General features: G+C 47.1%; 24 protein-coding genes and 1 pseudogene. 7 read left to right on the top strand and 18 right to left on the bottom strand.

Features of this window, described 5'->3' with window-relative positions; genetic code table 11:
• Positions 1-3 precede the first annotated feature (3 nt).
• The 12 genes from EDM55_RS11270 to EDM55_RS11215 form a co-directional block, all read right to left on the bottom strand.
• A complete protein-coding gene (locus EDM55_RS11270; protein ID WP_092276441.1) occupies positions 4-981 on the bottom strand; it encodes an ABC transporter ATP-binding protein in 978 nt (325 codons plus the stop codon).
• Complete coding sequence (locus EDM55_RS11265; RefSeq protein WP_122960373.1) at positions 971-1,972, bottom strand: ABC transporter ATP-binding protein; 1,002 nt, start codon at positions 1,970-1,972, stop codon at positions 971-973. Before EDM55_RS11265 ends, EDM55_RS11270 begins: the two co-directional genes overlap by 11 nt.
• Positions 1,973-1,986: 14 nt before the next feature.
• Positions 1,987-2,898, bottom strand: coding sequence for an ABC transporter permease (locus EDM55_RS11260; RefSeq protein WP_092276435.1), 912 nt, complete (start codon positions 2,896-2,898; stop codon positions 1,987-1,989).
• A gap of 12 nt (positions 2,899-2,910) precedes the next feature.
• Positions 2,911-3,828 carry an ABC transporter permease gene (locus EDM55_RS11255; protein WP_092276432.1) on the bottom strand — a complete coding sequence of 306 codons (918 nt, stop codon included), beginning with the start codon at positions 3,826-3,828 and terminating at the stop codon, positions 2,911-2,913.
• Positions 3,829-3,854: 26 nt separating this feature from the next.
• Complete coding sequence (locus tag EDM55_RS11250; protein WP_122960372.1) at positions 3,855-5,438, bottom strand: ABC transporter substrate-binding protein; 1,584 nt, start codon at positions 5,436-5,438, stop codon at positions 3,855-3,857.
• A 214-nt stretch (positions 5,439-5,652) separates the two neighbouring features.
• A complete protein-coding gene (locus EDM55_RS11245; RefSeq protein WP_092276426.1) occupies positions 5,653-7,035 on the bottom strand; it encodes a M14 family zinc carboxypeptidase in 1,383 nt (460 codons plus the stop codon).
• A gap of 26 nt (positions 7,036-7,061) precedes the next feature.
• Positions 7,062-8,660, bottom strand: coding sequence for an ABC transporter substrate-binding protein (locus EDM55_RS11240; protein ID WP_092276423.1), 1,599 nt, complete (start codon positions 8,658-8,660; stop codon positions 7,062-7,064).
• 106 nt (positions 8,661-8,766) lie between these two features.
• On the bottom strand, positions 8,767-9,762 hold the full coding sequence (locus EDM55_RS11235; RefSeq protein ID WP_122960371.1) for an oligopeptide/dipeptide ABC transporter ATP-binding protein: 996 nt from the start codon (positions 9,760-9,762) through the stop codon (positions 8,767-8,769).
• Positions 9,763-9,767: 5 nt separating this feature from the next.
• Complete coding sequence (locus tag EDM55_RS11230) at positions 9,768-10,727, bottom strand: ABC transporter ATP-binding protein (RefSeq protein WP_122960370.1); 960 nt, start codon at positions 10,725-10,727, stop codon at positions 9,768-9,770.
• A gap of 23 nt (positions 10,728-10,750) precedes the next feature.
• Positions 10,751-11,614 carry an ABC transporter permease gene (locus tag EDM55_RS11225; protein WP_218033677.1) on the bottom strand — a complete coding sequence of 288 codons (864 nt, stop codon included), beginning with the start codon at positions 11,612-11,614 and terminating at the stop codon, positions 10,751-10,753.
• An 11-nt stretch (positions 11,615-11,625) separates the two neighbouring features.
• The gene (locus tag EDM55_RS11220) at positions 11,626-12,600 is read right to left on the bottom strand and encodes an ABC transporter permease (protein WP_092276416.1); all 975 of its coding nucleotides are present in this window, start codon (positions 12,598-12,600) and stop codon (positions 11,626-11,628) included.
• Positions 12,601-12,640: 40 nt separating this feature from the next.
• Positions 12,641-13,150: a GbsR/MarR family transcriptional regulator gene (locus EDM55_RS11215; protein ID WP_139228127.1), complete on the bottom strand. Its 510-nt coding sequence runs from the start codon at positions 13,148-13,150 to the stop codon at positions 12,641-12,643.
• A gap of 414 nt (positions 13,151-13,564) precedes the next feature.
• Here EDM55_RS11215 and EDM55_RS11210 point away from each other — a divergent pair, with 414 nt between their 5' ends.
• The 5 genes from EDM55_RS11210 (at position 13,565) to EDM55_RS11190 (ending at position 18,177) form a co-directional block, all read left to right on the top strand.
• On the top strand, positions 13,565-15,439 hold the full coding sequence (locus EDM55_RS11210; protein ID WP_122960369.1) for a helix-turn-helix domain-containing protein: 1,875 nt from the start codon (positions 13,565-13,567) through the stop codon (positions 15,437-15,439).
• A 326-nt stretch (positions 15,440-15,765) separates the two neighbouring features.
• Positions 15,766-15,969, top strand: a complete 204-nt coding sequence (locus tag EDM55_RS11205) for a hypothetical protein (RefSeq protein ID WP_092276407.1) — start codon at positions 15,766-15,768, stop codon at positions 15,967-15,969.
• 10 nt (positions 15,970-15,979) lie between these two features.
• The gene (locus EDM55_RS11200) at positions 15,980-16,192 is read left to right on the top strand and encodes a tyrosine-protein phosphatase (protein WP_092276404.1); all 213 of its coding nucleotides are present in this window, start codon (positions 15,980-15,982) and stop codon (positions 16,190-16,192) included.
• A 590-nt stretch (positions 16,193-16,782) separates the two neighbouring features.
• On the top strand, positions 16,783-17,451 hold the full coding sequence (locus EDM55_RS11195) for an S-layer homology domain-containing protein (RefSeq protein WP_122960368.1): 669 nt from the start codon (positions 16,783-16,785) through the stop codon (positions 17,449-17,451).
• 216 nt (positions 17,452-17,667) lie between these two features.
• Positions 17,668-18,177, top strand: a complete 510-nt coding sequence (locus tag EDM55_RS11190; protein ID WP_092276397.1) for a tetratricopeptide repeat protein — start codon at positions 17,668-17,670, stop codon at positions 18,175-18,177.
• A gap of 308 nt (positions 18,178-18,485) precedes the next feature.
• Here EDM55_RS11190 and EDM55_RS11185 read toward each other — a convergent pair whose 3' ends face one another.
• Genes EDM55_RS11185 through EDM55_RS11175 form a run of 3 tightly spaced genes read right to left on the bottom strand, consistent with a single transcriptional unit; the run spans position 18,486 to position 22,313 of the window.
• Entirely contained in the window at positions 18,486-19,805 is a 1,320-nt protein-coding gene (locus EDM55_RS11185; RefSeq protein ID WP_122960367.1) for an MFS transporter, read from the bottom strand.
• Positions 19,792-21,426, bottom strand: coding sequence for a PEP-utilizing enzyme (locus EDM55_RS31300; RefSeq protein ID WP_122960366.1), 1,635 nt, complete (start codon positions 21,424-21,426; stop codon positions 19,792-19,794). The genes EDM55_RS11185 and EDM55_RS31300 overlap by 14 nt, the downstream gene beginning before the upstream one ends.
• Complete coding sequence (locus EDM55_RS11175) at positions 21,426-22,313, bottom strand: PEP/pyruvate-binding domain-containing protein (protein ID WP_170184297.1); 888 nt, start codon at positions 22,311-22,313, stop codon at positions 21,426-21,428. Before EDM55_RS11175 ends, EDM55_RS31300 begins: the two co-directional genes overlap by 1 nt.
• A 546-nt stretch (positions 22,314-22,859) precedes the next feature.
• Between EDM55_RS11175 and serC the strand changes: the two genes are divergently transcribed.
• Positions 22,860-23,957, top strand: a complete 1,098-nt coding sequence (gene serC / locus EDM55_RS11170; protein WP_092276384.1) for a 3-phosphoserine/phosphohydroxythreonine transaminase — start codon at positions 22,860-22,862, stop codon at positions 23,955-23,957.
• Between the two features lie 69 nt (positions 23,958-24,026).
• Here serC and EDM55_RS11165 read toward each other — a convergent pair whose 3' ends face one another.
• Positions 24,027-24,269, bottom strand: a complete 243-nt coding sequence (locus EDM55_RS11165; protein ID WP_139228126.1) for a hypothetical protein — start codon at positions 24,267-24,269, stop codon at positions 24,027-24,029.
• Positions 24,256-24,441: a hypothetical protein gene (locus tag EDM55_RS29935; RefSeq protein WP_139228125.1), complete on the bottom strand. Its 186-nt coding sequence runs from the start codon at positions 24,439-24,441 to the stop codon at positions 24,256-24,258. The genes EDM55_RS11165 and EDM55_RS29935 overlap by 14 nt, the downstream gene beginning before the upstream one ends.
• A gap of 316 nt (positions 24,442-24,757) precedes the next feature.
• Here EDM55_RS29935 and EDM55_RS11160 point away from each other — a divergent pair, with 316 nt between their 5' ends.
• Positions 24,758-26,548, top strand: a complete 1,791-nt coding sequence (locus EDM55_RS11160; RefSeq protein WP_170184298.1) for an LTA synthase family protein — start codon at positions 24,758-24,760, stop codon at positions 26,546-26,548.
• Between the two features lie 70 nt (positions 26,549-26,618).
• Here EDM55_RS11160 and EDM55_RS31565 read toward each other — a convergent pair.
• Positions 26,619-26,783 (bottom strand): annotated as a pseudogene (locus EDM55_RS31565) (hypothetical protein); the annotation flags it as partial.
• Positions 26,784-26,843: the final 60 nt, after the last annotated feature.

Raw genomic sequence — 26,843 nt, 5'->3', positions numbered from 1 at the left:
TTTTCATCTGTTTTCAGTTGCATATAAGTGGCAAGCGACGACATGATCTCCCACTTCCACGACTGGCGGCTTTTCTGTCTTGCAAATTTGCATGCAGTCTGGGCAGCGTGGATGGAAATGGCATCCCTCTGGTGGGTTAAGCGGACTGGGAACGTCTCCCTTTAAAACGACTCTCTCTTTTTTCTCATCTGGATGTCGGATCGGTACAGCAGATAGAAGGGCTCTTGTGTAAGGATGCTTGGGGCTTCGGAATAGCTCCTCTGTCTTGGCTTGCTCGACCAGCTTTCCCAGATACATCACACCCACACGGTCAGTCATATGCCTGACTACCCCTAAATCATGGGAGATAAAAATGTAGGTGAGATGAAAATCGCGTTGCAGCTGTAAAAGCAGATTTATCACCTGTGACTGAATGGAAACATCCAGGGCGGAAACTGGCTCGTCGGCGATAATCAGCTCAGGCTGCAGGATGACGGCGCGGGCAATGCCGATACGCTGCCGCTGACCACCAGAAAATTCATGCGGATAGGAATGCAGATGATATTCAGACAGTCCCACGATCTCGAGCATTTCAATGGCCTTTTGCACGCGTTCTTCCGGCGCGTACAGCCCATGGACGCGCAAAGGCTCCGTCAAAATTTGCAGGATGGTCTTTTTCGGGTTCAAGGAAGCGTATGGGTCCTGAAATACCATTTGCATTTTTCGGCGCAGCTGCCTCATTTCTGTATAAGGAAGCCCGGAAATGTCTCTCCCCGCAAACCGAATTTCACCGGATGTGTGCTCCTGCAGTCGGAGAATGGCCCGCCCTGTAGTCGACTTTCCGCACCCGCTCTCTCCTACCAACCCAAACGTCTCGCCTTTATACACGGTGAACGTGACATCGTCGACGGCACGTACCTGCTGCATGGGCTGGAACCAACCTTTCTTGATCTCGTAGTACTTTTTCAGCTGCTTGATCTCGAGTAATGGCTCAGGTAGCATGTGTCACCTCCGAGGGCTTGCTGATGGGATGCCAGCAACGGGTCCATTGGTTCTCGTATGCTTGCAGCACAGGCCGCTCTTGCCTGCATCGGTCGGTAGCGATGGAACAGCGTGGCGCAAATGCACAGCCAGGCGGTATTTCATCTGGGCGCGGAACACTGCCTGGAATAGACGACAGCTCTCCTTTGCGCTCATTGGCGGTAGGCATGGAAGCTAACAGTCCTTGCGTGTAGGGATGCGTCGGCCGGTTGAAAATCGTACGAACGTCGGCGCTTTCCACTACCTGCCCAGCGTACATGACCATGACCCGATCGCACATTTCTGCTACGACACCCAGATCATGTGTGATTAGCATCATCGCCATATTCGTAGTGGCTTTGATCGCTTTCATCAGCTCCAGAATTTGCGCCTGGATCGTCACATCCAAAGCCGTAGTCGGTTCATCGGCAATCAACAGCTTTGGCTGGCAAAGCATGGCAAGCGAGATCATGACCCGCTGCCGCATACCCCCCGAGAGCTGGTGTGGATATTCGTCGATGATCTGCTCAGCTCTCGGGATCCCGACCGATTGCAGCATCGAGATAACGGCATTTCTTATCTCTTTTTTGTTCAGCCGTGTATGCTGCTTCAGTGGTTCGCTGAGCTGTTGGCCAATGGTAAAAACGGGATTCAGCGACGTCATCGGCTCTTGAAAAATCATGGAGATGTCATTTCCGCGCAGCTTGCGCATTTCTTTTTCAGACAGCTGCGTAAGATCTCTGCCCGCAAAGTGAATATGCCCTGACTCGATATAAGCCATCGGTTTGGGCAGCAATCCCATTACGGACAGAGAGGTCATACTCTTGCCGCAGCCTGATTCCCCGACGATCCCCACCGTCTCCCCTTCATAAATGGTGAAATCTACTCCATCTACCGCTTTCACGATTCCGTTTGCCGTCTTGATATGTGTCTTTAGCTGTCTTACTTCCAGAATGGGGGCACGCTCTCGCATGTTTTTCACCTCTTTCAATTGCCCTTCAGCTCTGGATCGAGTACATCTCGTAGCCAGTCCCCAAACAAATTGACCCCTAGCGCCGTGACGACAATCGCGATTCCCGGGAACGTGATCAGCCACCAGGCGCTGAAAATGTAGTCCTTTCCTTCGCTCAGCATATTGCCCCATGCTGGCTGTGGAGGTTGAACCCCGAATCCCAAAAAGCTGATCGATGCTTCCGCGATGATGTAGGTGGCAATCTGCAGAGACGATAGGACAATAATCGGTGTAAACAGATTCGGGACGATGTGCTTGAGGATGATTTCCCAGCGTGGTACTCCTGTAGCTACACACGAGACGATGAATTCCTTTTCCCGCAATGCCAGTACCTCACTGCGTACCACTCGTGCATAAATGACCCAGCCTGCGATTGCCAAGGACAGAATGATGTTTTTCAACCCTGTTCCGATCACCGCGTTGATGACCAGAACGAGCAAGATAAACGGGAAGCTGAGTACGACATCTACCAGCCGCATGATGATGGTATCAACCCATCCTCGAAAGTAACCGGCAATAACGCCCAAGGTCGTCCCGACAGCTCCCGCTACCACCACCGCGCAGCTCCCGATGATGAGAGACACACTTGTTCCGTGTATCAATCTGGATAAGATGTCGCGCCCGAGCTGGTCCGTTCCAAGCAAATGGCCCTCTGACATCGGGGGAAGCAGCTTTTTACTGAGCTCCGCCAGATTGGGATCATAAGGAGCGACCCAAGAGCCAAAGATGCCCAGAAACAGGACGATCAAGATAATCACAAAGCCTGCCATCCCTGACGGACTCTTTTTCAGCTGTCGAAGGTAGAAGCCCGCTTTTCCAGAGCCTGCCTTTCTCTTTTTCAGCAGTTGCGGGTTGACATTGGATTCCGTTACGGTTGTTTGGTTCATCTGGTGGCCCTCCTACTTATACCGAATTTGTGGATTCACGTAGGCATAGAGCACATCCACCACAAAGTTAATCACGGAGTAGATGAAGGCAATCAAAAACACGCCAGCCATGACCACCGGAAAATCGCGATTGAGCAAGGACTGCATGAGTAGACGTCCGAGCCCCGGCCAAGCAAAGACTACTTCCACAATAACCGCACCTCCGAGAAGCACGCCCAAATCGAGTGCGACGAGGGTAATGATCGGAATGAGCGTATTCTTCAAGGCGTAGACAGACAGGATTTTGTACATCGGAATGCCTGATGCTTTTGCCGTCCGGATATAGTCTTTTCTCAGAACATCCAGCATGGTCGAGCGGGTAAACCGTGCAAATCGTGCCACACTGTACGCCGCTAGTGTCAGGGCTGGCAAGATGAGATGAATCATCGAACCTCCTCCGCCCGTCGGCAGCCATTTGAACTGCACGGCAAAGACGTAGATGAGGATCAGCCCTAGCCAAAAACTGGGCAGCGCCTGCCCTAAAACCGTAAAAGCCACTCCCGTCTGGTCAAAGAGGGTGTTGCGCTTGTAAGCCGAGTTGATGCCGATCGGAATGGCAATCAACAAAGAAAGTCCCAGAGCTGTAAAGGCCAGCTGAAAGGTTGCAGGAATGCGGTTGAGCACTGTCTGCAAAGCATCCTCTCTCGTACGCAAGGAGTTTCCGAAGTCTCCTTGCACCGCATTTGTCATAAACTCCGTGTATTGCACGTACAGAGGGCGATCAAATCCGAGTGCTTTGCGGAATTCCTCCAACTGCTCCCGTGGCGCATCCGGTGGCAAAAACAGTGCTGTTGGATCTCCCGATAGGCGGATAATGAAAAAGACTGTCGTCAGAGCCAAGAAGAGAACGACTAGCACTTGCACCGTCCGTTTGATCAGATAGTCTAGCATAGAGTCCTCCTATTTCCTGTCGCTTCCTACTTGGCCCATTTCATTTCGAACACAGCGAATTTTTCATCCGCACGCGGAGTAAACTGCAGATTTTTGTCTACGGCATACAAATCGCCTTGCTGCCAAAGCGGGACCCATGCTGCTTCCTCTACCAGCTTGTTCTGCAGCTCGTCAAATCCTTTTTTGCGCTCTACTGGATCAAACACAGGCAGCGCTTTTTGAATCATGCCCTCTACTTCTTTATCGTAGAATCCGCTGTAAGGCGCTTTTTCGGTAAACAGATTTTCTATCGTACCTTGGGCATCAAAAGCAGGTCCCCATCCGAGGATAAACATGTCTTTCATCTCGTGCTGGCGGATTTTGGCGAGGTGATTTCCCCACTCATTGACTTGAACGTTTACCGTGATCCCGATCTTTTGCAGCTGCGATGCAATCGCTTGGGCTACATGCGTATCCATGGGGTAACGACCATTTGGCGTATCCAGCTGCAGCTTCAAGGTTTTCGGGTCGATATTGGCTTCCTTCAATAGGGCAATCGCCTTGTCCGGGTCATAGCCATAATCTTTCGTTTCCGTGTAGTCGGCGTTTACCTTGGATAATGGACCCGTCATTTTCGTTCCATTGCCGTTCAGTACCGACTTCAACAGCTCATCCACGTCAATGGCGTAGTTAATCGCTTGGCGTACCCGCTGGTCTTTGAGTGGACCATCGTAGAACGTATTTAGGGCAACGTAGTTGATCCTTGACGATCCTACCATCTCGATCTTGCCGTTTTCGCTATTTTTCACTCGGTCTACCGAGTCTACGGGAACATTTTTAAACAGATGAATTTCTCCACTCAGGAACGCAGACAAACGTGCGCTGAACTCAGGAATGATTTTAAACGTCAGCTTTTTAATCGAAGGTGCGCCCTGCCAGTATTCTTCATTGGCTACCAATTGAAGAGACTCGTCTCTTGTCCACTTCTCAAACTTGTAGGCACCAGTCCCAACCGGATCGGTCGCTGCTTTTTCCAAACCAACTTCCTGGGTATGCTTGGGTGCCATGATCAGCAAATCATCAGCAATGCGGAGCAGCAGGGTCGGGAATGGCTGAACGGTTATAATCTGCACCGTATGATCATCGATAACTTTTACTTCTTTGATATCCTTCCATCTCGAGCGATAGAACGAGTTGTTCTTTTCATCCAAAATGTAGTCGATGCTGAATTTGACAGCCTCAGCATTGAAAGGCTCGCCATTGGTAAATTTCACTCCTTCTCGCAGCTTGAACTCCCAGGTGAGCGGATCGATATTCTTCCATTCCGTAGCGAGAACCGGAATAAGCGCGCCATCTTTGTCCCGATCAATGAGTGGGTCATAGATATTGCGGATCTGAATGTCGGTCACGTAGTTCACATCGGTGTTCGCCAGCATCGTGGCTGCATCTGCTTCAAAGCCGATAACCAAATCTTGCTTGGGCGGGGATGAGGGGGCTTCGCTACTGCCTGCTTGCTGGGTAGTGGGCGGTGGGTTACTGGGAGTCGTACCCGCTGTTTCAGGTGTGCAAGCTGTAAGCAGTAATGCAACGAACAAAAACAAGTACAGCAGTGTCTGGTTCTTCCGTAACATTTCAATCCCCCTCTTATCAATTGATAATTAAATTTTCTGAATACATTAAATTTTATCAAAGAGGGCTTTTCTTTCTACGTATGTTTCTATGAATTTCGCTTACAAAACTTGTATGTTTTACACGAAAAGCTAGGTAGACCGTATCCTTCTAAATAAAAAAAGAACCCCAAAAAGCTGGAGTTCTTAAAATCTTGCTTGTACAACAAAAGGATATTTATGCTCGCAGCCTGCGCGCGGCTACGATCAAACCACTCTCGATCTGAATCTGCACCAGCTTTTGAATCGGAACGACCGTGTAGTCGAGGTCTTGCTCGAGCTTGTCGCAGCTTTCCACTAGATAGGCTGCTGCCCGGTTTCTCGCGTCTTCCAGGTCTGCCAAAGCTTGCTCTTCGGCATTTCCTTCCTTTTTCAGCCTTTCCATCTCGTACTCTGCACCGCGAGCGATCAGTCCCGCCGACAAGCTGTTGTAAAACCGTGCAATGACAGTGTTATCCAAGACCTCGGAAACCTTCGCTGGGAGCTCGAATTCCGGTGCCTCCGCCCATTTACGTTTGGCACCCTCTGCCGATTTGGTAAAGGTAATCATCTGTTCTACCAGAATCACAAATGGATTTTCTGGAACGATATACTTGCGAATACCCGATAAGAATTCGTCCATTTTCTTGCAATGCTTCTGGTTCATCTCGATGTTTTTCTCGATCGCTTCCCTCCTCGTGATCGTACTGTCGCTCATATCCTGGATCCGCGCATCAAAGAAATACGGCAGCTCCGTCAATAAAGTCACGCAGTCATTTTTCTCTAGCGCATAATCCGCGCTGGTAGTCCCGCATGTGATGAGCGACTCTGGTGCCACATCTGAATACTTTTCCAGATAATCGTACTCTTCTGTTATTCCCATCATTTTATAGATAGCTTCGGAAAGCTTCGTGCAAGAAGGAGATTCCGGCTCACCTAAATGCAGAGCCACGCCATGCTTAACCGCAGTTGCACGTAGATCCTCGTAAATGTCCTCGTACGCATGGGTAATGTACCAATAAGCGCCACCGAAGCCTGCGTTGTGCAGCGAATAGAGAAACTCTGGCTTGGTCTCATCGATGACTTTCATGATAGCCTGTGTTTCCGGCATCGGAGTGTTAAAGTGCAAGTTTCTGTAGGTAACGGGGAAGGTCCATTCTACCTGCTGGACACTGCCGGGCCGGAAGAAGTTTTTAATATAGTTGTAGATATTGTAAGGACCTTTAAACCATCCTTCGTTTAATTTCGTACCATCGGGATCGACGCACTTGATGATGTACCAGGTATAGCCCGATTCTCTGCGAAAGTCTTCATCTTCTGCCAAAGCTCGCGACATATATTCCAAAGTCATGGCCCCGATTGGCTCATTCGGATGAGGGAGAGCAAAGCAGAGTGCGTTTTTCTCCCCGTCTCCGATTTTCAATCCCAGGATAGGGTGGCCAGCTCTCGATTTCCCCGCTTCAAAAAGCGTCACAATATCTGGATAATCGCTCGCCAGCTGCCGCGTACTCGCATCGAGTTCATCAACCGTCAGAAAGACTTCGTAGTTGGGGACATTCTCGACAATCTTGCTAATATTCATTCGTCAATCCTCCTCCTGTTTATCCGTTATTTGTTGATCCAAACGTACGTAAACTCCGTAAAGCCCGTTTTCTGGATAGCTTCCGGCGAAGTTGGCGCACCCATGATGTACGCTTGATAAGGCACCACCCCTATTTGTTCCGCAATCGGCACCATCGGTTTATCCGCTACGAGAAGCTTTTGCGCTTCTTTATAGAAAGGAGCGCGTTCTTCTTCTTTTACCAGAGCAGCACCTTTCTTCAGATTTTCATCCAGCTTCGGATTGGAATACTTCATGATGTTCATCGTACCCTCAGATGCAAATCTACCATACAGGCCACCTGGGTCCGGCCCTTGGTAGCCGCTGAGGAGCGTAAATTCATAGTTTTTGTTATTCCATACCTTTTCGTCCCAAGCAGCACCTTCCATGACATTGATTTTCACGTCGATTCCGATGTCTTTTAAGTTATCCTTGAGTACCGTCGCGATATCCGGGAACGGCTCGGAATTAAAGACATCGAGTGTCGCAGTTAGGTACATCCCTTTGCTGTCCGCTTTGTAGCCGGCATCTTCCATCAGCTTCTTGGCTTTTTCGACATTGCGATCCGGATAGACATCCGTAGAATTTAACGCCCATTGATACAAAGGCGTCATGGCCGTCTTCGCACTCAGTCCTACTCCTTTTAGCGCCTTTTTGATGACTTCATCCCTGTTGATGCCATAAGCCACAGCCTCTCTCAGCTTAAGGTTGGCAAATGGTCCTTCACTGACGTTAAAAGCGACATGGAAGCGGGACGGCCAATTCTGCTTGCCTGCTTTCAACTGCGGGTCGCTCATAAATCGCTCTGCCTCGGCAAGGGGTGGCTCGATTCCCAGGAAGTCCAGCTGTCCGTTGTATAAAGCCTGCGTCGCTGTATTGGAGTCCGACATGATCGAAAAGACCACCCGATCTAAATACGGCACATCGCCCCAATATTCGTCATTTCTTTCCAACGTGATGCTGACTCCTTTTTGATGCTCGACAAACTTGAACGGCCCTGTCCCAACAGGTTTTTGGTTTGCAGGATTCGTTCCCCAATCTGTTCCTTCATACAAATGCTTGGGCATGATAAAGCATCCATACCAAGACAAGTATCCCAGAAGAGCGGAGTCATTTTGCTTGAGCTTGAAGACTACTGTATTGTCGTCCGGTGTGGTAATTTCCTGAATCGAAGACAACGAGCCGGAAATTTGCCCCTTTTCCTTGATAATCGTGTCGTACGTGAACTTTACATCTGCTGACGAAAACGGCTTTCCATCATGCCATTTCACGTTTTTATGCAAATGGAAGGTCAGTTCCTTTCCATCGGAAGAAAGCGCATAGCTCTCTGCCAGATCGGGCACGATCTCTTGCTTGTTGTTAATTTTGTACAACCGGTTAAAAATGTTTTGATAAATGGCAAATCCGTTGTCATCTCCCTTGAAATCGGGATTGTACGTCGTCGGATCGCCATTTAATCCTACGATGATCGTTCCGCCCTTTTTCGGGCCAGTCTCTGCAGTTCCGCCTGCAGGTGCGGCAGAGCTGTCATTTGGCGCCCCCCCACATCCAGCAAGCAATCCTACTGACAACAGCAGTACGCACACCATGGAAGCCAATTTTTTCATCGTTCTCCCCCCAATAGACAAAATCAGATTCTCAACTACTTTTTGACCAGACGCGTACCAACACTTTCTTTTCACCTAACCCGTTTGTAACGATTTTCAGCTGCGACTACTGTGTAAAATGACACGCTGCCCAGTGGTTGTCCTTGACTTCTACACGCTTGGGGTATTCTTTCAAGCAAATATCCTGCGCCATGTAGCACCTTGGTGCAAAGTAGCAGCCTGGCCCATGATCAATGGGGGTAGGTGGTTCGCCATCGATGGTAATAACCTCTCTTTTTTCCGTCAGATCGATCGACGCTGTGTTGGAAAGCAGTACCTTTGTATAGGGATGCTGCGGATGATGCAGGACATCGTCTGTTGCACCCGACTCGATAATTCTGCCGAGATACATAACGGAGACGTTGTCGGAGATGTAACGAGTCGTACTGATGTCATGACTGATGAAAACCAGCGCTGTGTTGTGATTTTTCACCAAGTCTTTCAGCATTTTAATGATTTCTGCCCGCACGGATACGTCCAGCATCGAAACCGGTTCATCCGCGACAAGAAAGCTCGGCTTCAAAAGCATCGCCCGAAGAATCGAGATCCGCTGGAGCTGACCGCCTGACAGTTCGAAAGGATAGCGATACAAATAGTCATCCGCTGGCTGCAATCCGACATCTTCCAAGGCTTTGGCTGCGATCTCATATCGCTCTTCGTGAGTCTCCCCGATTTTATGCAGCTTCAGTGTATCCGTTAAAATTCTTTCGATGGTTGTACGCGGATCAAACGTGTCAAAAGGGTTTTGAAACACGATCTGGACCGTCCTGCGGAATTGCAGCTGATCTTCCTTCAGCATTTGGTCAGAGGATACCCCGTGTACGGAAATATCTCCGGAGGTAGGGTTCTCCAATCGCACCAGCATTTTGCCCAAAGTGGATTTGCCGCAGCCCGATTCCCCGATGATTCCCATGATCTCTCCCGCTTTTATCTGCAGACTTACGCCATCTACGGCTTTCACAGTCTTGCTTGCGGAACGGAACCGAAATCTTTCTGACTTGACTCGCTGGCTGTACCACTTCACTACATCTGTAGCTGACAAGACGTACTCCTGTGTCTTCATGCACTTCAACTCCCCGCTATGTGGCATGCGACCATGCGTCCGTCCGCCAATGTGCGGCGAATCGGTGTTTCCGTTTCACATGTTGGCTTTCTTGACGGGCATCGATCGGCAAAAATACAGCCTGACGGGCTCTTGCTAAGGTCCGGTAGAGAACCAGCTATGCCTATCAATTCCCCACGCTCCCCCTTTAAAGCTGGGATGGACTGCAGCAAGCCCTTCGTATACGGATGCTCGGGTGCCGCAATAATGTCTTTGACCAGCCCGAACTCCAGCAGATTTCCTGCGTACATCACCGCCACTTTTTTACAGGTGGTCGCAACCACGGACATATCATGGGTGATCATGATCCGCGCGATGTTCAACCGCTCCTCCAGCTGCATGATTTCTTTTAGAATCTGGCCCTGTGTCACGACATCGAGTGCGGTAGTCGCTTCATCCAAAATCAGCAGCTTGGGATTATGCATCAGGCTGAGCGCGATGGATACCCGCTGCATCATTCCTCCTGACAGCTCATGCGGATACATCGTATATACGCGCGCAGGCAGGTTGACCATTTCCAGCAGCTCGAGTATCCGGGCTTTGGCCTGCTCCTTTGTCGCTGTCTTCGCATGAACCTTGTAAATATCCGCCATCTGATATCCAATCTTGTGAACCGGACTCAATGCGCTCATCGACTTTTGAAAGACAACGGCCATCTCTGTCCAGCGCCGTGCTTTTAATCGCTCATCATCGAGTGTCAGCAGATTTTCTCCCGCAAAAAGGACCTCGCCACTCACCTCGGCAATCCGTTCTGGCAGCAGCCTCAGCAAGGCCATTGCCAAGGTAGATTTGCCAGAGCCGGATTCGCCCACAATTCCCACGGAATCCTGCTGCTCCACGTCAAAGGAAATGTTGTTGACAGCGTGGATCTCCTTATTTTTAACGCGATATTTCACCTGCAGATTTTGAATGGATAGCAAGGGCATGTCATTCACCTTCTTCCGGGCTTCTATTTAATGTCTCGCAGCTTTGGACTAAGCACATGGTTGAGACCGTCCCCAATTAAGTAAAATGCCAAAACCGTCACGACAATGGCAAAGCCCGAGAAGGTAGAAATCCACCAGCCGTTTACCAAATAGGACTTACCATGGAACACCATCTGTCCCCAGCTGACGAGATTGGGATCACCTAAGCCCAAGAAGCTCAATCCGGCTTCCGTCAATATGGCCCCAGAAATGTTCATCGTCGTATTGGCAATGATCGGGAAGATCCCGTTTGGAATAATGTGCTTGGTTAAAATTTTGAATTTACTGACACCGATGCTCTGCAAAGATTTTACGTAGGTACGCTCCCGCAGTGACATGGCTTGCGCTCGCATTAACACCGCATTTCCCGTCCAAGTCGTAACCCCGATAACCAGCATCACATTGAGCATGCTGGACCCAAAGAGCGCCACAATCAACAGAATGAGAAAAAAGGTTGGCAGCATCAAAAAGACATTGACGAATTCGGACAGTACGCTATCCAGCTTTCCCCTGTAAAAGCCTGACAGACCTCCGATCAGCGTACCTAGTACTCCGGAAATCGCCGCCGCTACGACACCGATGAAAATGGAAGTCCGCGCGCCATACAGAAGCTCGCTGAATACATCCCTGCCCAACCCATCGGTCCCCAATAAATACTGTGAGCCCGGCGGGGCGAGCAAATCATCGTTGAGCGCAAAAGGATCGTATACGGCTAGAAACGGTGCAAATAAAGCTAAAAGAATAATAACAGCTAGTAAGCACAGCCCGATTTTCAACTGTGTGATACTGTTGATCACTTGAAGGGTGTTTGTGACTCTCGCTCTCATCCGATTTCGTTTTACGTTCACCGCTTTATCCCCTATCCTTTTTCGTTATGTCTAATTCGTGGGTCGATCATCGAATAGATCACATCCACTAGAATCATACAAACCGCAATCGACACGGATAAAATCAGATAGACTCCCATAAGCAAGGGATAATCTCGCTTCATGATGGCATCCATCAGCAGCTTGCCTGTCCCAGGCCAGGAAAATACAATTTCAATAATGGCTACACCCGCTACTACATAAGCCAGGCTGAGTCCAAAGACGGTAACAGTAGGGAGAATCGCGTTTTTAAAGACATACTTTCGGAAAATTCTGCCTTCTTTCATGCCAGTGGCACGCAAGGTGGTAATGAAATCCTCGGCCATGACCTGAATCACCGATGATCTCGCAATTCGGAAAAAGTAAGGGATCTGACTCAGGACGACGGTCAAGAGCGGCAGAATCAGGTGGAGCAAGACATCCAGCACGTAAGCAAAGCCGGTATGACTCGCTCGCAAATCTACCATTCCGGCAGTCGGCAGCCATTTTAACAGCGAAGCGAATACGAGGATCAGCATGAGGCCCAACCAGAAGCCTGGTGTGGAATCAAAGAGGTAGGAAATGCCGTTCATCACAACATCAAAAGGAGAACCTTTGTGCCGCGCCGCGTAGATGCCGAGCGCTGTTCCGATGACGACCGCCAGAATCAGTCCCGTCAGAGCGAGCAGCAACGTAGGTCCCATTTTTTCGGCAATCAGCTTGATGACCGGCTCATTATTGATCAGAGAGTAGCCCAAATCTCCTTTCAAGAGCGTCCCGATGTACTTGAAGAATTGTATGTAGATGGGATCGTTCAAGCCGTACTTTTCCGTCAATGCTGCGACCATCTCCGGGGAAGGATTGTCTTTGCCCGCGATCAGGCTGATCGGATTGCCAGGTGCCAAGTGGACGAGCATAAAATTAATAGATAGCGATACGATGATGACGAGAATGGCAGTAATGATTCGCTTGCGTAAGTAAGTGATCATAGTTTGCTCCCATCCATCCTGATAGAAAGTATCGATTGCTTCATGATTTGAATCGATCTAATTGTCTAGCATTCTTATTCACGGAATTATTCTCACTTTTACTTGCACGCAGCTCTGCTAAGTATCGCTCATACATCTCGATCAGATAATCAGTTCCTTGAATCCAGTCCTTAAATCGTTTGTCAACCGCGTCATCCTCTTTCACTGCATCATGATGCTTTTTGAATATGGCTTGTCTGGTAAATGCGGCTGTGATCATATAGATCAATTCTTGTTCAAGGTAATCCGATGGCAGGACGTAATAGTTCATGCGATCCCCAATAAGTGTCTTTTTTTCAACTAAGCCATCTCGAAGCATCAGGTTTATATTCGTAGAAACAGCACCCAGGCTAATTTGCAGGGTCGACGCGATTTGCTGAGAAGACAATGGACTGCTTGACACCATGAGAAGTCCCATAATGCGCCCCGCGACTCTAGGCAGATTTTGGCGTTCAAAGTCTAGACCGATTTCTTCGATAAATGCGAGAATTTCGGGGGTAATTTTACTCAAAATAAATGCTCCTTCCGAATAGCACGAACCATTCATCATGTAATGTCATTCCTTTTACCAGATAACAACGTGATTGCAGCGATGACTAACTCCTGGACAAACTCCCCCTCCCCCCAAAACAATAGCCATTAGATTTGCAGAGGCTTTTTCATTCTGTGTTATTAATACTAATACGTTTAGAGTTTTTAGTAAATACTGAAATTAAAGAATATAAAAAAATATCTAAAACATGTGTGGGCTCAGTGCCACATTCGTGGAATCTCAAACGTCGTTTCCTTCATAATCCCCCTCTTTTTCTCTCTGCATGTTTTCTACGAAAATCGAGAGAGGATGATCCGAGTTCTTTTATAATAGAGATGGGTGTCCCTACCAGGTAAGCCCGTTTTTCCCATCCTCTCTAGTAAAGGTGGCCACATGAAAAGTGATCTGAGTCACGGACAATTGCAGATGTTGATCCAGGTGTCCAACGCGATTAATTCCACGCTCGACCTGGACGTTGTTTTTAATACCATCATGAAAGAAACGCTCGCTGTTATTGAAGCGGCTGATGAAGGTTTCCTGTTTCTGTACGACCCCACAGATGACTACTTGGTTGCAAAAAGCGTATTTCTCCGAGACAATGACGTGCTCTCTGTCGTTCGTCTTAAGCCTGGCGAATCGATGACAGGCATTACCTTTCTTCGAAAAACGTGCACGCATTTTCCGGATCGCGAGAGTGTGCAGCGAGCGGCAAGTACCATGTCTACGTCCAATCAACAGAGACTGCGTGAGGCTGACCCGATCTTTCCCACCTCAGCAGCGAGCGCTCCCATCATGTCCAACGGTGAGTGTATCGGCGTCATCACTCTGGACTGCTTTCGACCAGATGCTTCTTTTAAACCCGAAGATATGCAGCTGTTGGAAGCCATCTCGCATCAAGCTGCGATCGCCTTGGAAAAAGCGAATTTATACCGGGACAAAGAAAAATCGGTTGAGCTGCTGGAAACGCTGAATACCCAGATGAAGAAGCAAAATCATCTACTAAATCGATCATTGGAGATACATCAAAGCTTGGCAGCCCTTGTTTTGCAAGGAGAAGGCGTGAGCGCTATCCTCGATCATGTGCATCATCTCATGGAGCAGCCGATCATCCTCCTGGATCAAATGGGAGAAATCCTGTCTTCCGCCCCTGCCTTCACAGAAATGGAATACCAGGCAAAAACCAAGCTGGAAACCATTCAGCACTCGATTCCATCCGCCTTGACGCATGGAGCGGCCTATCCTCCTTTTGGCACTAGGAAGACGCCCAATGGCTGCATGGTTTTCCCGATAGGAGCCAAGCCGAATTTTTTAGGCTATCTCGCGCTTCTCAGTGAAAAGCCACTGGACGAAGTGAACATGGCCGCTCTCGAGCACGTATGTACGGTCATCTCTTTTGAATTGGTCAAAGAGCAAGCCGTTTTTGAAACGGAGCAAAATCTGAGGGGGCAATTTATTGAACAGCTTTTTACAGGCCATATCAGCTCCCGCTTAATCGAACAAGCCAAGCATTTGCATATGGACCCTCACCGCTCCTATCAAGTACTTACAATCAACTTTGAAAATGATCGACGTGAATCCACTGACTTTTACGATCGCTTGCTTGCCGCTCGAAGGAATCTCATCCAGATCGCTACAGACTCCTTTCTACAGACGCATCCCCTTGGAATGATCGTAGCCAAGCAGGAGCAATTAGTGGTCTTGCTCTCTTTTGCGAGTCATCAATCCTGGAAGGACATTCGAAGTGCTATTGAAGACCAATGCCAAAGATTCACAGCTGCCATCTACATAAAAAATTGGGGGCTGAAGGCATCGATAGGGATTGGAGGCATCAAAAAGGGGCTTAAAGACGTCTATAAATCTTCGGAGGAGTCTATTCGCTGCGTCACCTTTTTGAAGAATTACAAAATGGAGCAGCCCTATTTGAGTTACCCGGAGCTGGGGAGCAAACGGCTGCTGCTCCAAAATGATACAGAAGATTTATTGGATTACGTCTTAGAGAACCTAGGGCCTCTGCTGCGCTATGAAAAATCAAGGAAAAGAGAGTTTTTACATACGCTCACATCCTTTCTGGATCATAGCCTGAAGATGAAAGAAACAGCAAGTGCACTCAATATCCACCTGAATACGCTGATTTATCGTGTAAAGAGAATGGAAGAGATTTTAGGGATATCCCTGACGAACCAGAAGCAGTTTCTCGATATCAGTATCGCCATTCAAATCTATCAGCTGTTGGAGACAGAGATAGAGGAACGGCTTACGCGAGAGTGACATTCCTTTTCCCCGCTCTTCTCTTCTCCGTTCGCCTTCCCGATTATCAAATCTTTCGCAGTTTTTTATACGGGATTATTTTGAATGCTCAATTATGAGAATCCTCGAGAAAGCGCGAGAGAGAATGCGAAAGAGATGAGAATTTTTACGACAGTCTTCATTTGAAGTAGATGAACGAACTGGATGTTTTGTCCCATTTTTAGTCCGATCTTATACTTTGTTAAGTACGGGTAATCCTTTGTGGCCTTTGTACTCCTTTCCGTGCTGGCATATGATTTGCAACACGATGTCCATGACTTTATTCATCTGAAAGGTGTGGACAAGACATGAGCTTTCCAATGAAGAAAGACCTCGTTTTTATCCTGCTAGCACTTCTGCTGCTGTGTACAGGTAACACAGTCATTGCGACAGAAGTTACGAAACCTGTTGTGCAGCCACAGTTTGCACAGGCAACCGTCGAGCGCCAATTAGATGGCCAATTGACTTTTAGCTGGCAGGGAATCGGTCAACAAATACAACGAGGCGTATAACTCTAAACTCATGAATGCAATCATTTCCACGTTCTCAAACGTTGATCAGGCAGATGCTGTCAGAGCCGTGCTTGTCGTGCGCCCTTCCTATTTGCAAACAGCTTTTGACGAGATCAAAAAGCAATACGGTTCCATCGATCAGTACCTGGACTCGCTGGGGCTTACTGTGAATAAGCGGAAGCATATGCAAGACATGTATTTGAACGAAAACGCTCCTTTCTAGAAAAATAAAAGGGCACCCCTCGGCAACGCAGTCGGGAACACCGTTCAGGTGAATCCACTCCGTTTGTCAGGAGTGCCTCTTTGCTTTCATTTGCAATTTCCATACACTTTTCATTGAAACGTTTATCTATAACCTATCGTCAGAATGTACGCAACATACTTACTTATCTATCAGAGGGGGAATCATATTTTAGCTTCCAATAGCTACTAGCGGTAACGTCTGAAAATCGGTCAGGAGTGTTCCTAGAACCCGGAATAAAAATAAAAAATATATCAGTAAAATTCCATGTAACACTTACGAATTATTACCGTCTAAAGAATAGTAACTAGCAACATGGAAGCTGAGGTGGGGAAACGGGCAGACTAACGAGCATCAAGAAGGTTACGGGTATTGGTAGTACTCAAGATGGCTTCAAACGGTTCAACAAATACAAGAATTTCGTGACGTGTTGCTAGAGCAGCACATCTAAGTTAAGTATTGGTAAAGTAAACGTTTTGAAAAATAAGTAGATTTGAAGTAAATGCAAGTTCATGCTCCTCTTGAAATCGTTCCAACCAATCAACTACTCATAAGAAAAGGTGGTCTCTTCCATGAAAATGAACCGTACTATTCTCGCACTTTCCACTTTCGCTCTTCTGTCTGCAGGTTTCTTGCAGCATGGCGCGTCCGCTGCTACTTTCTTCACGGATCAGAATACTACAGTGGATAAAGATACCATGCACATCATGGTTGAACAGCAAACTCAAGATGAGTTGGCAGCTGACTTTTTCCTGCCGGAAGCTACCATTACGACGGCTGAGGGGATTCAACTGATCGTTAACGCCTTTGATTTAAATTTGGACACGATTCGTTTTGTGAAGCCCCCGCTTGCCAGTGATTACTACAAAAACGCGAACAACAGCGCCTGGTATGCCAATGCGTTAATCATTGCTGCAAACAACGGCTTGGAGTTACCGGCAGATCTTGAGCCGAATAAAATGTGGACAAAAGAAGAGTTCGTCTTCCAGCTGATGCGCGCTATGGAATCCAAGAACGCTCTCCCCATGATTAACGTGGTTCCTGCTAAGCTAGCGGATGAGGCCGAGCTGAATATTGCCTATCAAGGTGCCATTCAGCGAGCACTCGCGCTTGGCTTCACGAAGCTCGATGAAAAAGGAAACTTCAATCCAAAGGGCGAGATTAGCCGTAAAGAGTCTGCCGAGCTGATCCAAAAGGCGCTAGAGTATGTGAAGGCACGTACACTCCCAGCTCAGCCATAAGGGAAACCGATTAGACATTAGACAGCACATAAAAAGGAGCGTTAGCCTACACAGCTAATGCTCCTTTTTATGTGCTCTTTTTATTTTCCAGCTATTGTTCATGGATAATAAAGTCTTAGACTGCCTCATTGAACTATCGAATCTGTTAACGTAATGAGAGTCATTTTTATGTTAAGACAGTCTCATCTAAGATTTCCGACCTTGGGATGTGAAAATATGACAAGAGACGAATTGAGCAAATTAATTGAACGGCGTGAAGAAGGAAGAGCCAAGCAAGATCAAGCAATATTAGGTGAGGTTAGAAATCACTTATTAGAACTACTTTCCTATTACCCCGATGATGCGGAGATCAATTACCAAACCGGAATAGCCCATGACAATTCCGGCCTTGGACGTGAAGCTATTCCATATTATGAGCGAGCTCTTGAATTGGGTCTTTCTGGGCCTGATCTTGAAAGATGCCTAATGGGATTGGGGAGTACATACCGCTACTGGGGACACTACCAAAGAGCCGTTGAGACGTTACGCAGAGGAATGAGTGAATTTCCAGAGAACCGGGCAATTAAAGTGTTTCTCGCTATGGCCCTGTACAATAGCCAAAGTTACAAAGAAAGCGTTGAGCTGCTGATTACAAATTTAATGGAAACTACCTCAGATGAAAAACTTCATTACTTTAAACGGGGAATATTGGCTTACAACGAAGACCTTGATGAAATAGCCGAATAAGTACAAATTAAATGCAACTATCACGGTTGCTTTTTCATTTTATCTGTTTTTAGCCTCCAGTTTCTAGGTATACTATCGATCCCTAGTATTCTGCCCGTTAGCGTAACAAAGCTGCCGGTCATCATCGCGGCAGCTTTGTCGTGGTTTGTTTTTGCGTTATCGATCCCGTTACTTCAACAACTTCTCCGTATTCGTTATACGGTTACGATTACGGTCATACCTGCAGTCAGTAAGGGTACTCGATGTAGGAATCTCAGTGGCACTCTCACGCAGATAGACAAGATACAGAGCAGCAAAGATCTATCACTTCATCCATTGCTCTCTTTTATCGATGGCTCATGCAATCCCCATGCTACGGGAATGCCTGATAATGCGAAGAAAAAAAGGGTATAGAACAGGAGATGGTAATCCATTAGCAAACTTACTAAAACGGAAGCGATCATACCGCCCACATAGCGGAAAGTGGAAAAGATACCAGAGGCAACCCCAGACATCTCCTTTGAAACAGCTTGCAGCGAAGCCGTTTGCATAGATGCTGAACCTATTCCTGCCCCTAGTCCTCCGATGACCAGGCCAATTGCGATCGTTACGAGTGAATGGTTGGAATAGAATCCTACATATACGCCCACTGCTACGGCTGAGAAAAGAAAGGAAAGCAGAACTATCATTTTCTTTCCAACACGATCTGTTAGGTACCCGCCAACCCATGAAAACAGAGACATCGACAGCGAAAATACAAAGAGCAGCACGCCAATCGTTTCCACGGAGAAGTGGAATTCATTTTGCAAAAGTATGGGCATCACCAGGATGGTACTATACATGATGGCATTGCTAAACAGAATAGAAAAATTGGCACTGGTAAACATGCGGTTTTTGAATAATTGAAATTGAATGAGCGGTTCCTCACAATTCTTTTCCTGCCGGATGAACAGAAGAATGAGCATACATAGGAGTCCCAATGTCCAAATCGTCCTATATTCATTATGCGTCACTAACAGAATGAGCGTTATGAGACTGACACCTAGAAGGACCGATCCATAGATATCCAGCGTTGCAGTCTTTTCCTTTTTGATGGCTGGTAAAAGAAAAAACGATGCACATAACGACACCAAAGCAAAGGGGACATTGATCCAGAAGATGGACGTCCAGCCCCATAAGCTGATTAAGATCGAGCCCATTAATGGGCCAAGAGCAGCGCCAATGCCCATGGAGAAACCAAACAATCCAAAGGTCTTGCCCATTTTCTCTCTGGGTGTCACATACCTGATGATGGCGCTGGCATTCGGAGCAGCCAATGCTCCACCGATAGCCTGGACTGCTCGAAAAATGATCAACCACAGCAAATTCATCGTGAACAGACATGCGATGGAGGAAAGTAGAAAAAGCAGCATGCCTAAAAGAAACATCTCCCGATTGCCATAAATATCCCCCAGTTTTCCAGCAATCGGCTGAAGCACGGTCATCACGATCAAATAGACGGTAATGATCCAAGAGGCATGAGTCAGGCTGCTATGCAAGGATTCAACAATGCTAGGCAAACCAACAGCAATCATGGTTGAATTGACAGGGACCAAAAAAGTCCCTGTCAATATGGAGAGCAGCATGAGTCCGTGCCTATTGTTTTCCAAAGTGAACCACTCCGTTGGTACCATCTACTGTGACGATATCTCCATCCCGAAGAACGCTCGTCGCTACTTTTGTACCCACTACAGAAGGCACACGGTACTCTCTGGCAACGGTTCCCGCGTGAGATAAGATCCCGCCCGCATCGGTCACGACGGCTCCCACGACTGAAAACAGAACCGTCCATGGCGGGGTCGTTGTTTTGCAAACCAGTACATCGCCTGTCTGGATTTTGGAAAAATCCTCAGGTCCTCGCACTACCTTTACAACTCCCGTGTACTGCCCCTGTGAAGCCGCATATCCGGAAAAATGTTTCTCCTGCTCATTCACGTCTGGTGTCTTTATTCCAAATACACGCTCCAAAATGGGATCGTCTGGAACTTCTTCTGGTGGTGTTCCATAAACGGGCGGCACGCTTTTCTGTTTGTTCTGCTCATGCTCCTGTTTCCGTCGCTCTATTGTTTGAGATACCAAAGCGGGTTCTGACAATACGTCGAGCAACTCATCATAGTACAGAAAGAAGATATCATTAGGAGCTTCCACTACATTCGCGTCCACAAGCATCTCCCCTACACGTAACAAGAAGAGCCTAGATTTCGCGGGGAGCATCGCATCAATATAGAAGTGGTGGTCCTCATCCAGCCCCCAGGCCTCCAACGCCCATTGATGCAATTGGATAAACGCCTGCTTTCCTTCTCCCTCTGGCATTTTGGCTAACGTTTCAAGTACCTTCTCCTCGCGCTTTTGAACGATTTGCGCATATTCCTTTTCAAAATCATACTCTTTCTGCAAGTAGGCGCTGATCATGTATAGAACCTGATTGGGATTTTCGATCCAGGTTTCATCAAGGAATTCATGGGAGTTTGGGGAACGGTACCCGTATATCTCGAGAAATGCCCGCAGGCCTGTTAAAAAAGCTCTGCCTTCTTCCTGTTGATCGAGCTGTGATACGATTTCTTCCGTGGGAAATCCGGTGAATATCCCTTCCAGTACCGCAGACTGTTTCACCTGCACAGCCAGTTTCCATAGCTCCCGATCTGTTTCCAGCGTCTTGTTCATCACACCTGACAGACATTCATAAACGGCAGTAGCATCCGACTCGTTAGTTAGTCGAGTGTACAGCTCCTCCAACGCCATCGAATGTCCGCCTCTTGGCATCACAATTTCAAAATGAAGCTGCCATGCTTTCTCGTAGAACGCAAATAGTTCCTCAACTCTTTGTTTGGCTTCATCTAATGTAGCCGTTTGGCTTCGATATGCATCCAATTGGCGATAAAAAGGGGAGAAGATATGTTCCACGGAATCCATCAGTCTTTGCTTTTGAATGGGAAACAAGGGACCTACCAGCTCTTGATGCTCTCGAATCCGTGAGGGCATATCTCCCTCATGAGGAAGTGTTGCTTGATAAAGGCGACCATCCGCCAATTTCATCATGAATTGACGGAGTGGCATTTTGAGATTTTCAAAGGCCGTTTTCGTTCCTTTTGTCATCGCCGGAATTTGAAACGACGCAAACAACGGGCTTACGGCATGGGCCAAATGAACATCATCCTGTACCCAAAAATAGTTCTGTTTGTCTTCTTCATTCAGAATGATCTCTCTTTGAAATTCTGTCAGTTGCGTCATCAATCCTGGCCTCCTCTTGTGGTAACAGGTCTCACTTGCAGGATGTAGATGTGGTCAGCCTTGATCGCAAATTCGACATCGACGGGATGCTGGTAGAATGCTTCCATTTTTTTCGTTTCTCTTACCAGTGACAATAGTTGCTCATCTGTGAGACAAAAGCACTCTTGCTCTTCACTAGTTGTCTCTACTTCTTTTACGCCCTTTTGCCCATAAACCAGTTTCATTTCTTTGCCGCCCAGATCTCTGTGAATGTAAGCAAGCTGTTTACTGAAACGAAAGCTATCTGGCGTAACCATGCCGGAAACAATTGCTTCTCCCAGCCCATAGCTCGCGTTAATCACGATCTCTTCCTTGTTTTGGGTTACCGGATTCATACTGAAAACGACACCTGAGACATCCGCTTCGATGCAACGTTGAATCAAGACCGCCATCGGAAAATTTTCAGCCGCAATCTTTTTTTGCTGGGCATATTGCTTCACCCTGTCTGAAAACAAGGAGCTCCAACACATTCTCACGCAATCCATGAGATGAGAGAAATCTTTCACGTTGAGAATGCTTTCATATTGGCCTGCAAAAGAAGCTCCTTGCAAGTCCTCTGCTGCAGAAGAAGAACGAACGGCAACAGAAAGATCCGATTCTTTCGTCTCCACTTTCAGTCGCTCATAGGCGGCTGCAATGTCAAGCTCAATCTCTGACGGTACAGTCGCCTCCCATATTTTTTCCTCTAAATGATTCTCAATCATGAAGCGAGCGAGTGCATTTGAAGTAACGATAAATCCTTGTGGTACTCGGAAGTTTTCTTGAACCAATTGAGCTAAATGAAATGCTTTTGTACCCACCCGAAGGATGTCTTCCTGACCTGCCGATTGTAGGGATACCGTGTACAACCATATGCACTCCTTTACCGTAATGTAACGAAAATTTTACGAATGATTTATAATCCTTAAACAGTATTCAAGAGTGACCCTAATATTCGAAAAAAATATTCTACTGAGTAATGATTCCTTTGTACGGTGAAGCACGCTAAATTTCCTCAACGTGAAAAAGACACGAATTGTTGGCTTCATGCCTTTCGAAGTGTTGCCTGTCGTTTCGCTTAACTCCCCCGTCTTCCCATGTTCATGGGGTATTGAAGTAATGTCACTTTGACTGCTTTCCAGGTATTCCATTTATCGTTCCGTTTTTCAGCAAATCCGAATGTGACTCGAATGTTTTATCCTCTTTCTAAAACTCGCAAAAATGCCACCCATTTTGACTATGGGTGTCAGAGTGGTTTTTTACAGATAATACACTGTTCACGAACTTTATCGGCAAAAATGTGGAAAACGAACGGAATTTTGTGTAATATTTGCTTTGAAGAAACGAAAATGTTTGGAATTGGGCGATGCCTTTGAGCCAAGCCCAGTAATGCATACCCATTAGGAGTGAGTGAAGTGAGTCAAAAAGTAAACCGCGCGTACAATTTTAATGCTGGACCATCTGCTCTCCCATTGCCAGTGCTGGAATTGGCTCAACAAGAGCTGATCGATTTCCGTGCAACAGGCATGTCCGTGATGGAGCTGAGTCATCGTAGCGCAGCATATGAAGATGTTCATAATGAAGCGATCAGTAACCTGCGTGACTTGTTGTCCATTCCTGAAAATTATGAAGTATTGTTCGTCCAAGGCGGAGGAAGTCTGCAATTCTCGATGATTCCGATGAACTTTTTGCAGGCTGGTCAAAAAGCAGGCTACATCATGACTGGGGCATGGGCAGAGAAAGCGTTCGAGGAAAGCAAACTGTTCGGTGACGTGTATGAAGTTGCTAGCACGAAAGCAGGCAACTACCGTTCCGTTCCTTCCATTGATGAATTGAAATACAATGCAACCGATGCATACGTACATTTGACTTCTAACAACACGATTTTTGGTACACAATGGAAGCAGTTCCCGAACACAGGCGACGTTCCTTTGATTGCGGACATGTCGAGTGACATTTTGTCCAAGCCAATCGACGTGAGCAATTTTGCGATGATTTATGCTGGCGCACAAAAAAATCTCGGTCCATCCGGCGTGACGGTTGTCATCATCCGCAAAGACCTGCTTGAGAAAGCGAACAAAAACATCCCTACGATGCTCAAATATGGCATCCATGCGAAAAATAACTCGCTGTACAACACGCCTCCAACATTCGGCATTTATTTGCTTGGCGAGGTTCTTAAATGGGCAAAAGGCTTGGGCGGTATCCATGCATTGGAGAAGCAAAACGAAGCGAAAGCGAAGCTCATCTATGACGCGATCGATCAAAGCAACGGGTTCTATGCTGGTCATGCAGAACCAGCCAGTCGCTCGCTGATGAACATTACGTTCACACTGAAGGATGAAGCTGCAGAAAAACGCTTCCTCGCAGAAGCGAAGCAAGCCGGTTTCGTCGGGCTGAACGGTCACCGCTCGGTTGGCGGATGCCGTGCATCGACGTACAATGCAGTACCGTATGAAACGTGCAAAGCACTGAGCGATTTCATGGTTCAGTTCCAGAAGGTAAACGGATAATTGTTCCTTCTGTTCAGTGATAATAGAGTTTTAGACCGGAACCCCTTATGGTACAGGGGTTCCGGTCTTCTAAATCACCAGGTAATTGAAAATAGTTTTAGACTGACCAACGGAGTGCTCATATTCTTTAAAGTAATAGGTTTTCAAAAATGACAATGTATGTTGAACTAACCAAACTTCCATAGACAGACCTGGGTTCCATCTTAACCTTGTGTAACCATCTCCAAAAGCAAATGCTTCCGTGGGCGTCCAAAACGCTTTGTATATTTCATCGAAGCTGTCAAATTCGTCCCAATCTTCATGTTTCTCCACTACCCCCACCCCCACCCAATAGTATATCTCCTGACTTTCCATCAAAATCGCTTTCATAACTTGCTATGTCTTCATTCAGTTTATTAATAGCGATATTTCTGTGCATATAACCAGCCACTTTTTCAAAACCAAACGGACAATGTATTACTCCTAAACATTGTTGCTGCTTCACTACCTCTGAACCTGTTCCACAATGCCATCCCCAATGCAAACTATTCGTATAATGTTGTTTTTAAATGAACATGCCATTTGTTAAATAATTCCATCAACAACCTCTGCTTTATCTCAAGCACTGTTAGAAACAGTAACTTACCGGGTGGAGATGGTTGACACCCTGTTTTCCAGTCAAAAGCGGATGCAATTTTGCATATTCAATCGCGGCTTCTAATGGCATTTGGGGGGGCATTTAACAATTAGTTGTTGCGCGTCTAAATGGGCATCCGTATGCTAAGAAGATGAGAAAAAAGAGAGAAGGTAGATACGAGAGAATGAACGGTAAGCGTAGTGCCTTCGTCCTGTTTTTTGTGCTAGCTTGGATGAAATGTGTCCTGTTTTACGGATTTCTCCTGGATGAGAGTCATGACACATCCCGATTTTTCTTGAGTTTTGTCATGATCCTTTGGCGATTTCCCTTTTACATCGGATTTTTGGGCTTGTTTCTCTGTCTGCTTTTCCTGTTTCGCGGGCGCGCAAAAGCGTGGATCGGCTGGGGACTTCTTGCGATATTATCGGCCATCGTCGTCAGTGATTTGTGGTATTTTCGTGGGTTTGAAACCTTGCCGTCTTTGCATGTGTTGCAGCAATCAGGGAACCTGCAAGACCTCGGCGGTTCCATTCGTTCCATGGCGCGCCCTTGGGACTTGTTGCTGATCTTCGATGTAATGATCATCCCGATCCACTTGTGGATGTGTCCGACTTGGTTTCAAGAGGAGGTGCGTTCATGGAGGGCGTTTTCCTGCTGGCTGATTGTTTGCCTCTTCTGCACAAGTGCGATCCCTGCGCTGAAGGCCTATACCCCGCTTCGCGATTCTTGGGCGCTGTATTCCACTATCGACTCAGAGGGTACCGCCTACAATCTCAGCCCGATCGGCTATCACATACTAGATGCGATCGAAACGGCGAAAGAAGGAGAAACGCTTGCCCTTGACGCAAGCGAGAAAGAGAAAATCAAGGACTGGTACGCACAAAAAGAAAGTAACTTGGAAGAAGCTTCGCGGGAGCCGTTCGGGCAGTTTCGTGGGTACAATTTGCTTCTTCTACAAGTAGAATCCTTGGAAGCGTTTGTGTGGGGACAGTCGGTAGAAGGACAAGCCATCACCCCCACTTTAAACGAAATGAAACAACATAGCTATTGGTTCTCTCGCTTCTACGAACAAGTGGGAGAAGGAACCACTTCGGATGCGGAATTTACGGCGAATACGGGCGTGTATCCTCTGCGAAAAAGCAGTGTATTTGTTCGCTTTCCGATGCACCGCTATCCATCACTACCGAAATGGTTTGAAGAGAGCGGCTATTCAAGTATTTCCATGCATCCTGACAAAGGAGCGTATTGGAACTGGAAAACAGCCCATCAGTCTCTTGGCTATGACACCCGTATCGATTCGCTTGATATTGGCGAGGCAGAACGGATCGGCATGGGGATTAGTGACCAGGCTTTTTTGCAAGAAGTATCCCAAACACTTGCCAAGCAGCCACAGCCGTTTGTTTCTTTTGCGGTGACCTTGTCTTCGCATGCTCCCTTTGATTTGGATGAGAAGTATCGATCGATGCGCTTGCCCGCGCAGCTAGATCAGCATCGGATGGGCGGGTATTTCCAAAGTATACATTACGTCGATGCCCAAATCGGGAAATTGCTTGCCTCGCTTCGCGAAAACAACCTGCTCGATCGCACTGTCGTCGTCGTTTATGGGGATCACGAAGGCATTCACAAATACTACGATGACGAAGTTGCAACAACTCCGCTTTCAGGGAATTGGTGGAAGGAAAATCACAAACGCGTCCCGTTTCTGATTTATCATCCTTCCCTATCCGAAAAAGAAATTTCGATTCATGGCGGACAAGTTGATATATTGCCGACTCTCGCTCATTTGTTCGGGCTTCCTGCATCACCCCTCTCGCAGGCAACCCTTGGGCGAAATTTATTTACGACCGCTGACGACTTTGCTGTTCTTCGAAAGGGCGATGTCGTTGGAAATCTGCCCAATGAGCGGGCAACTTGGGCGAAACAAGGACCGCTCTATGCCGACAGGCTGATTCGCAGCAATATGCTTCTTCCATAAACAAAGTTCTCTTCTTCGAACAAAAACAGCCAAATCGGCTGTTTTTTTCATGATAGCAATAAACAGAAAATGATTGATTTTCCCATTCTTTTGAGTTTGTTTGTAAGTCGCTCCTTAAAGAACGCAAAAATAAAATGAATTCGTCCTTTGTAGTAACTGAATTAAACTGCCTGTTAGCGCAACAAAGCTGCCGATCATCATCGCAGCAGCTTTGTCGTGGTGTGTTTTTGGTTATCGGTCCCGTTAGCTGAACAGGCTACCAAGCGGCAACCTCCAAATTCTTAATAACCATAAA

The sequence above is a fragment of the Brevibacillus centrosporus genome, from assembly GCF_003710815.1.
GTDB classification, from domain to species: domain Bacteria; phylum Bacillota; class Bacilli; order Brevibacillales; family Brevibacillaceae; genus Brevibacillus; species Brevibacillus centrosporus.
Note: the sequence above shows the minus strand (reverse complement) of the source record. Positions and strands in the feature narration are given on the sequence as shown.